This window comes from Rhodococcus sp. T2V (assembly GCF_029269925.1).
Classification (GTDB): domain Bacteria; phylum Actinomycetota; class Actinomycetes; order Mycobacteriales; family Mycobacteriaceae; genus Rhodococcus_F; species Rhodococcus_F koreensis.
The window spans coordinates 1-4,540 of the sequence record NZ_JARJBD010000209.1 but is presented as its reverse complement, the minus strand read 5'-3'; the positions used below and the strand labels follow the sequence as shown (position 1 = coordinate 4,540).

General features: G+C 67.5%; 4 protein-coding genes and 1 pseudogene. 1 reads left to right on the top strand and 4 read right to left on the bottom strand.

Translation table 11 applies throughout. The annotated features are described in order from the left end of the window. Positions 1-80: 80 nt before the first annotated feature. From P3H15_RS53060 to P3H15_RS53050, 3 genes are all read right to left on the bottom strand, one after another. Positions 81-908, bottom strand: a complete 828-nt coding sequence (locus P3H15_RS53060; protein WP_276144674.1) for a TIGR02391 family protein — start codon at positions 906-908, stop codon at positions 81-83. Between the two features lie 287 nt (positions 909-1,195). Beyond that, entirely contained in the window at positions 1,196-1,831 is a 636-nt protein-coding gene (locus P3H15_RS53055; protein WP_276144673.1) for an RES family NAD+ phosphorylase, read from the bottom strand. A gap of 9 nt (positions 1,832-1,840) precedes the next feature. Then, positions 1,841-2,440, bottom strand: coding sequence for a helix-turn-helix domain-containing protein (locus tag P3H15_RS53050; protein ID WP_276144672.1), 600 nt, complete (start codon positions 2,438-2,440; stop codon positions 1,841-1,843). 563 nt (positions 2,441-3,003) lie between these two features. Here P3H15_RS53050 and P3H15_RS53045 point away from each other — a divergent pair. Continuing rightward, a complete protein-coding gene (locus tag P3H15_RS53045; RefSeq protein ID WP_276144671.1) occupies positions 3,004-3,243 on the top strand; it encodes a DUF6457 domain-containing protein in 240 nt (79 codons plus the stop codon). 652 nt (positions 3,244-3,895) lie between these two features. On the opposite strand, the pseudogene P3H15_RS53040 reads toward P3H15_RS53045, so the two are convergent. After that, positions 3,896-4,540: pseudogene (locus P3H15_RS53040) on the bottom strand (AAA family ATPase); the annotation flags it as partial.

Below are 4,540 nucleotides of genomic sequence, written 5' to 3'. Positions count from 1 at the left end.
CCAAATGACCAACGGATCCCACCTTTACGGGGGTCCGCATCACAGATAAGGATCGGCGTGCCACTCGCCACCGTCACCTGTCACGACTCAGCTGAACCGTCATGGTCGCGGACCTCGCACCTATCGAGGAGCCGGGCGAGATAGCTGTACGCCGCCAGCCGCTCCATCGCCTCCTGTTCGCTGAGTTCATCACGGGTGTGGGTCGTGACGTTGCGGACGGTGAGATTCAGTCCTGTGGCGAGCTGGTTGAGAGACTTCGCCAATGGCTCCAGACCGCCTCGCATGCTCTTGGTGGTCTTGTCGAGGGGGTCTCCTGGCCAGGCGAGCTTCGGCTTCTGCGGTTGCGGATCGCCTGGAGCGAGCGTCTGCTGCCAGAACACGGTGTCGTCGACATCATTACGGCCGAGTCGCGTCTTCCATTCCACGGTGAGAGCTTCCGCCGCTTCCCGGACCGCGACCCGGTACTGGTGGGTGGTCCAGTGGGCAGCCGCTGCACCCCAGATGGTCCGATGCAATTCGGAGGGCGCGAAACCTGGGGCACCGACATCCGTCGCCGACTCGGCCTCGCCGATCATCGTCCGCAGTCGCCCGCGCACGGTGGCCGCAGTCGTGCGCACATCATGCGGGGCGATGAACGCCTTCGGGGCGGACATGAGTGACCAGTTCGCAATCGGGTCGATTGTGCCTACACCGGCGACGCCGATGTAGGCACCGGTGATCGCCACTGCCCTGGCAGCCGCACCCGCCGACTCCGCGACATCGAGTTCGAGCCGCCGAATCTCGGATTGGTCCTGGTCATCCTTCGGCCAGACCGTCGGAAGCAGTCCTCGGGAATTCATGTGGTCCGACGCGACCTGGGTTTCCATCCACCGATCGAACGCCTTCTCGAAATCTTCAACTGAGCTCAAGAGTCGTTCTAGATAGTCGGCGCTGTGCGTCGGCACGCTGTCCTCTTTCCCACGGTTCCAGATTGGCCAATCCGATAGCCAGCGAACCACCTAACCACGAGCGGACGACAGCGAAATGCACACCCCGCGGATCCACCATCCGTGCACACCCGGGCGCGCGAGGCGATCGAATTTCCCGCATCAGAACCTGAGTACGAAACATTTCTCTTGACCACGCCCGTTGCCTCACACCAAACGCACGGTCTGCGCCCAGCCAGATCGACTCCCCCCTCTTGGTCGTCGCCACCTCAGACGAGGGTGTAGCCGAGTGCCTCCCCGGCCGCAGCGAGACGGCGCTGCAGGCCGGGATGCGCGAGCGGGTTCGACGTCGCCGGCCGCACGGGGAACGCATCGGCGGCCGGAGGAAACAGCGCCGCACACGGGCCGCCGGAAAACCGACCCCGATACAACAGCCCATCGAGCCCGGGGTACGCGGCCACCAGGGTGCGGGCCCACCACTGGGTGATGCCGTGCGCGGCGGAATCGAGGGCGAACGTGCCCCCCACCCGGGTCGGCCAGCGACCGGCCCCGAACCCACCGACGTCAAGAAGCCGCAGGTCCCGGACCGGATGCAGCCCGGTCAGATACGGCGCCTCCTCCACCCGGTCGATCGTGCGGGTGCCCTGGAATGCCTCCGCAAGGGCGCCGTGCACATCCATCGCCCCGTACCAGACCCCGTGCCCCGGGTGGTCACCGCGCGGGAGCGGGTGCGGATCGAAACGCAGCACCGGACCAAACGTGCGGAACTCATCCCAGGCCAGCGCATGGCTGCTGGTGGTGCGATGCACCCGCCACAGCAACCCGGTCGTGGGGATCGGGGCGTATTCGTTGTCGCGGATGCCGTGGTCTCGAAGTTCGTCGACGGTCGGAGGGTGCGGGAGCATCCGCGCCACTTACGCTGCCTCCCATTCAATTTGGGCGACGATCTCCAGTGCGGTGTCGACGTCACCGCCACTGGTGAGCCACTCGATGACCGACACCGGGCCTCCGTCCAGCAGCAGATCGGCCCGAGGGTCGGCCAGGGCGCGCTCGAGCGCCAACGGGTGCAAACCGTCCGGCAGCAGCGTCAGGATGCGGTCGAGGTTCGGCACCATCGCCTCACCGGTGAACTGCACCGCGGGCAGCAACAGCTTGTTGCCGACCTTGATCGCCCACACACTGCCCGCCGCCGCGCGCTGACGGATCCGGGAGGTCGACACCCCGAGCAGGTGGGCCGCCTCCTCCACCGTCTTGGCGGTCGCGGTGAGCTCACGCATGCGTTGTTCCCGCCCGGCGGCCGCAGCGGCCGGGGCGAGCGGGTCCTCGGTGAACCCGGCCGCGTCGTACAAGGCGGCATCGTGGTCGCTGAGCTGGGCGTTCGGGTGCGCCCCCCGGCGCAGCGCATGCAGCAACGGCAGCATCGCCTCCCGCGAAACCACAGTGCCGAGCGCCTCCCCCACCGCAGCCTCAAAGTCCACGTCGCCGGCGAGATAACGGTCGTCGATCGTGCCCACCACCAACACCTCCTAACAGTTACTAACAGTCTACCCCACTGTTAGCACACCGGCGAGCGCAGTGACGTCCGCGACTTGCCAGGTCCTGCCGAAGTACCGCTCGGACGGTCCGGGAGAAACGAAAAGATCGGGAACCAGCCACGTTGCGGGCGTGGCCCTTCCGATGTCCCAGGGACATGTCATCCGCCCAGTTCAGTGATAGGAATGCGCGGTGATCGACGCGGACTGAGCGACGAGAGTCCAGCCATGCAGTCGAGTCATCAACGCACGCAGCCCACTTCTGAAACTGACAGAGTCCCTCACGACCAATGTTCACGATGCCCACACTCAGGGGAACCCCCGTCAGCGGTCAGTGACCGTATATCCCGAGCGAGTCCGACACCCGACGCAGCAACTGCTCTCCCGACACAACCCCCACCCCGTCCATCCCCGGGACGGCATCGCACCCCCACCTCGTCCCCACACCCGCGCACTCGCAGTCCACGCACATCGGTGTTCTGATTGAATCGGATGATCGTTGCCGGCACGGGCGCCGGCGACCGCCACGAGCGGAGGGACGGGCCGTGACAACACTCGACACATGGATCGCGGCAGTGACCGCCGAACTCGACGTAGACGAGCTCCCCGACCAGCAGCTGCTCCTCGACTTCGCCCGCGACATCGCCCACCTGATCGAACACCAGGCCACCCCACTGACCACCTACCTCGCCGGGATCGCGATCGGCGCCGGAGCCGACCCCACCGAAGTCCTCACCCGCATCCATTCCCTCGCCGTGCAATGGAACACGCCCCCACCGGAATAGAATCGCCCCCGGCGGCGCCCGAATCAGCGACAGGTCCACCAGCCCTTCCGCGCGCACCCGGTGCGGCCACCGCCCCCACCACGCGCTCCGTCTGCTCAGGCGGGAAGAACTCGCCCAGTCCCGATCGGTCAGCGCGGTGTTCTCGCCGCGGCCGCAGGCACCGAAGCCACCGAAGCCACCGAAGCCACCGACACGTTGTCCGATGCGCAGGTGCGAGTCGATCGGGTTGTCCGCCCCCGGCGTGCCCGCGGCCCCGTCGAAGGTGTGCGACGGCCACGAACGGGGAACCCCACCCGCACAACCACACTGCACCAAACACCGCCGTGGTCGAGGGGGCAACACCATGCGATGGACACCACGCCGACAGCGATACGCCCAGGTACGGCGCTCCCGCCATCCATTCACCCGGCCCGTGGACCGGCTCGCCACCCGCCTCAACCTCCTCCTGGCGATGGTCACCGCCCTGATGATCATCCTCAGCACCGGACTCACCGTCCTGATCTACGACGCCGCGTAGGCCCGCGCCACCCACCAACAGACCCACACCCACCTCGTCGCCGCCACCATCACCCCCACCAACGACGACGCCCCCAGCCAGGCCGTCGACCCCGGGCGCGGCGTCCACGGTCGGCGACGCGGCGGACGTGTCGCCGTCGGTGGCGGCCCTCGCGCCGATGACGATCGGCTCGGGAGCACGGCCGTGCCTGCGTGCCCGCGTGGCCAGGGCGCGCTCGGACTCGATGAACGAGGCCAGCTCCTGCGAGTAGCAGGTGAACTGCGTGGCCTCGGTGGGCAGGAGGCCGTCGATGATCGCCTTCTCGCGCTCGGCGAGCTGGTTCCACTTGTTGGGGTGGCGGTCGACGTTGGGGGTCCACCACATCTGCGCGTCGACGGGGTTGCCGTCGTCGCCGAGGGCGATGCCGCGGCCCTTGACGGAGGTGTCGACCTCGCGGCCGACGGTGGAGTCGCCCCACATCATCAGCGCGCCGTCCTGCGAGAGGTTGCCGAGGCTGATGCGGGTACCGAAGTTGTCCCGGGCGTTACCGGACGCGCCGCCGAACAGGCTTTCGTCGGGGCGCTGCACACCGAGCGGCAACCGGATTCCGGCCGAACGGGCAAGAACCGCGAGGTCGGCCCACGCCCCGAGCGGGTCGAGTTCCTTGAGCTGTTCGCGGGTCTCGTCGTCGCCGGTCTTGGCCAGGCGCTGCCCACTTGCCGGAGAGGATGAAGAACTCGTCGAGCACCGCGATCATCAGCGGCAGCTGCGAGCCCTCGATCTTCATCTGGTGGATGTAGG

Coding starts and splice junctions, on each gene's coding strand:
- P3H15_RS53055 (WP_276144673.1), bottom strand. CDS start 1,831: ATGCTCCCGCACCCTCCGACCGTCGACGAACTTCGAGACCACGGCATC.